The sequence below is a fragment of the Paraburkholderia sp. RL18-085-BIA-A genome, assembly GCF_046027075.1.
Lineage (GTDB): Bacteria > Pseudomonadota > Gammaproteobacteria > Burkholderiales > Burkholderiaceae > Paraburkholderia.
Genome location: NZ_JARESU010000323.1, coordinates 1 through 3,329, shown reverse-complemented (window position 1 = coordinate 3,329; position 3,329 = coordinate 1). Strand labels below are relative to the sequence as shown.

At 57.8% G+C, this 3,329-nt stretch carries 3 protein-coding genes; all 3 read right to left on the bottom strand.

Annotated features, from left to right (window positions below; all coding sequences use genetic code 11):
- Positions 1-14: 14 nt before the first annotated feature.
- Positions 15-2,099: a recombinase family protein gene (locus P0D89_RS51815; protein WP_408370754.1), complete on the bottom strand. Its 2,085-nt coding sequence runs from the start codon at positions 2,097-2,099 to the stop codon at positions 15-17.
- Between the two features lie 270 nt (positions 2,100-2,369).
- A complete protein-coding gene (locus P0D89_RS51810; RefSeq protein ID WP_408370752.1) occupies positions 2,370-2,822 on the bottom strand; it encodes a helix-turn-helix domain-containing protein in 453 nt (150 codons plus the stop codon).
- Between the two features lie 188 nt (positions 2,823-3,010).
- Positions 3,011-3,329 (bottom strand): DUF5372 family protein (locus tag P0D89_RS51805; protein ID WP_408379451.1); only part of this gene is annotated, 319 nt, incomplete at its 5' end.

Below are 3,329 nucleotides of genomic sequence, written 5' to 3'. Positions count from 1 at the left end.
AGAAGGCGTACGCTTCATACTGCACCTTGTGCGGTTGGTGGAACAGCGATAAATGTCGGTTGAGTCGAACCGTAGCGACCGCCTTGTCCTTTGACCAGGACGACGTCGCCGACGGGCTCGTACAGGCAGCGATGCAGGTTACCGTAGCGATGCTGACGCAACAGCCCGCGCTGGCCCCACAGATGAATGCTAGTCGGGCACACTCCGAGTTGCGCGGCGAGTTCGTTGGCTGTCAACATGCCGCGTTCGCGCAGGCGTTCAAACCGGCTCTTGAGCCGATAGGCGGTGCGGACGATAAAGACCTTCTTGTGCGTAAACGCTTCACCTTTCCAGTTTGTATAACCGAGCGCATTAAGTTGTTCGGCGACTTGCCGATCCGAGCCGGTTTCGAGGAGTTCGTCGACCTTCGCAACGACTTCCGGCAGCGTCTTGCGAATCAGTGCGATGGGCCTGGGCTTATCGATCTCCAACGAAGTCGTTCGCCCGCCGCGAAAGCGTACATGGATCGCGACGCGTTCGGACTTGACCAGGGTTACGTCTTCAATGAGCAAAGCGACCATGCGCTTGCGCTCGACCGGCACGACTCGTCGGTCATTCCAGACGCGGGGGAAGTCTTCGGCGAGGGCCTGAATCTGGGTTCGCGCATCGCTGCTTAACAGCTTGTGATCGGCGTTCTGAAGTCGTTCGTTCTCCTGTTGCAATCCATCCAGTACGCGCAGACGTTCGTTCCAGTCCGCTTCCAGCGTGTCGGCGACAAGCCGGTTGGTCGGGTCGACACTCATATATCGACGGCGCGCGAGTTCGGCATCATAGCGTGCCCGGACCAGTTGGTTCTGACGCTGATCCGCGGCCTGTTTGACGCGCCCTGATATCTCATCTTCGACAGCTAGCGCGACCTCGAGGGCTGCCGGTGCGACGCTCTCCAGAAGCAGTGATCCTATCGCGTCATCGATGGCGCTTCCGCGAACAGACTGACAGGGTTTGCCGGCGCGGCGCACCGGATTCTCCGTGCACATATAGTACGGTTCGAGTTTATTGCCCACAACCTGGTACCGTACGCGCATACGTGCGCCACACACTCCGCATACGACGCGCCCCTGCAGGAGCCCAACGCCCTCGCGTGGCATGCTGCCTCGTCGGTCGCGACCGAATCCGGTTAGATTCTGCTTAAGCGTCGCCTGGTTGCGTTCGAACTCCTCCCAGTCGATAAAGCCTGGATGAGCCTTCTGGATTAACACCTGCCAATTCTCTCGGTCAACCTTAAGCGCCGTGGACTTACGTCCCGGACGATACGCTCCGCGTGTGCGACCATACACATAGGCGCCGGCATAACGGGGGTTATGCAGTATCTGGATGACACGACAGTGTTCCAACGGCCCCCAGATCAAATCTCCCTTGCCAATCCCCCGGCGGATGCGACGCGGAAACAGCCAACCCTCCTGGTGAAATCGCTTGACCGTGGCGGTAGCCGACGCAGCTTGCCGAAACGTGTCGAAGAGCAACTGTAGCGCGCCCCTGACCTGTTGATCAGGATCGAGCGCCACTGAGCCATTTGGGTGGTACACAAATCCGATTGGCAAAGGCACTTCCAGCTCGCCCCGGCGTGCCTTGTTCTTGATCCCGCCTTGCAGCCGGCCCTTGAGAATATGAAGTTCAGCTTCGCTCATGGCGCCCTTTAACCCAAGCAAAAGGCGATCATTAAATTGACCAGGATCGTAAATTCCATCTTCGTCCAGAATCAAAGTTTGCGTGAGCGATGCAAGTTCGATCAGGCGATGCCAGTCTGCATTATTGCGCGCAAGGCGCGACACTTCCAATCCCAGTACGATGCCGGCGTGACCATTGGCGACCTCGGCGACCAGGTGCTGAAAGCCATCTCGCTCCTGGGCGCTGGAACCTGACATGCCGAGATCGTTATCGACGACGTGAATACGTTCGATCGGCCACCCGAGCGAAACGGCGCGATCGCGCAGCGCATATTGCCGCTTCGTACTCTCGGTATTCTCGAACACCTGCCGAAGCGACGACTGCCGAACGTAGAGGAACGCATCACGCCGCAGATGTTCAGTTGTGACCTTCTGAGCGGAGTTAGTAGACATGGGCAAGCTCCTCGTGGGTGCGCAGTACGAGGTTGGCCAGCACGCGAACAAGCGCGCCGTTATCCCGCACTGAGTTGGAAGCAGGCACGGATGGAGTGGGAGCCTCGATGCGCGAAGCGTCCGGGCGTTGGATCGCCAGCCCGTGCAACAGGCCATGAAAGCGTATGGCCGCGTGGCCTTCTGAGTTAGAACCTGTGCCGAGCAGGTCGGCCCGTAGCGCTTCGTAGCGAGCCAGCGCTGACGAAGGCGGACGGAATTGGGGAGAATCGTCTACGGTTTTTTTTTGCGTGCTAACGCACGTTCGATACTGCGTGGGTGGATCGAAAGCTCCAGCCAGGTTTCGATCTCCTGCGCAAGCGCGCGAGCGCGAAGACTGCCATCTTGCTGTAGACGCTCCTCGATGAACGCCATGACCACCGAGTTGAGTTTGTGCGCGCCTTTGGGCCCACGCTGTTTCGGAAGCAACCCTGGCAGCCCCTCGCTCGCAAAGGCGCTCTCCGCCTGATAGAACGTCGGCCGGGACATTCCGAACAGGGCGGCCGCCTCGGCCTTGGAAGCGCCATCGACCCGAACATGACGCAACATCTCGTACTTGACCTGAACAAGATCGTCGGGATCGAAGAAATCGCCCGATCGAAACCATGGCGCCCGTATTCGGTCGGGATGAGGATTGAGCGCACCAAGTTCGCGTAGTCGATCGCGCTTTGACGGTGGCCTGGTCATTGCATGATCTCTCGGTGATGTGATGGAAAATAAAATACGCCTGCACGTTCGATACGTCAAGTATCTCTGTGATCAGATCAATTCTAGAAATAGCGCTGAAATACGCAACCAAATGAAGATTATCTTGCTCGTGTGGAGCTAAAATCATCTCGAAAGCGGCGTATTTCACTTTACGCGCACGGCGAAATTTATTTGACATCGCGAGCTCCCAACAGATCGTCAACAAGCGCACGCAATCGAAGCAGATCGTCAGTTCTAAACCAGGAATGTCCACCGGAGGCCTGCGCGAACAGATCTGTCTCCGGGACATCAGTCCAGGATGCCAGCACCGAGCGCAGACGCTTGTGTGCGTCGAAATACATCACGCGATCTTCACCCCAGTTCTGCTTGCGACTCACCAGGACAAAGCGATTTCCACGTGCTGGGTGGAATGGATGGGTAATCTCGAAGGACGCGCCTTTGACTACGCGGCGTTCCTCATGACAGACAGTTGCTGACTTGCGAGAA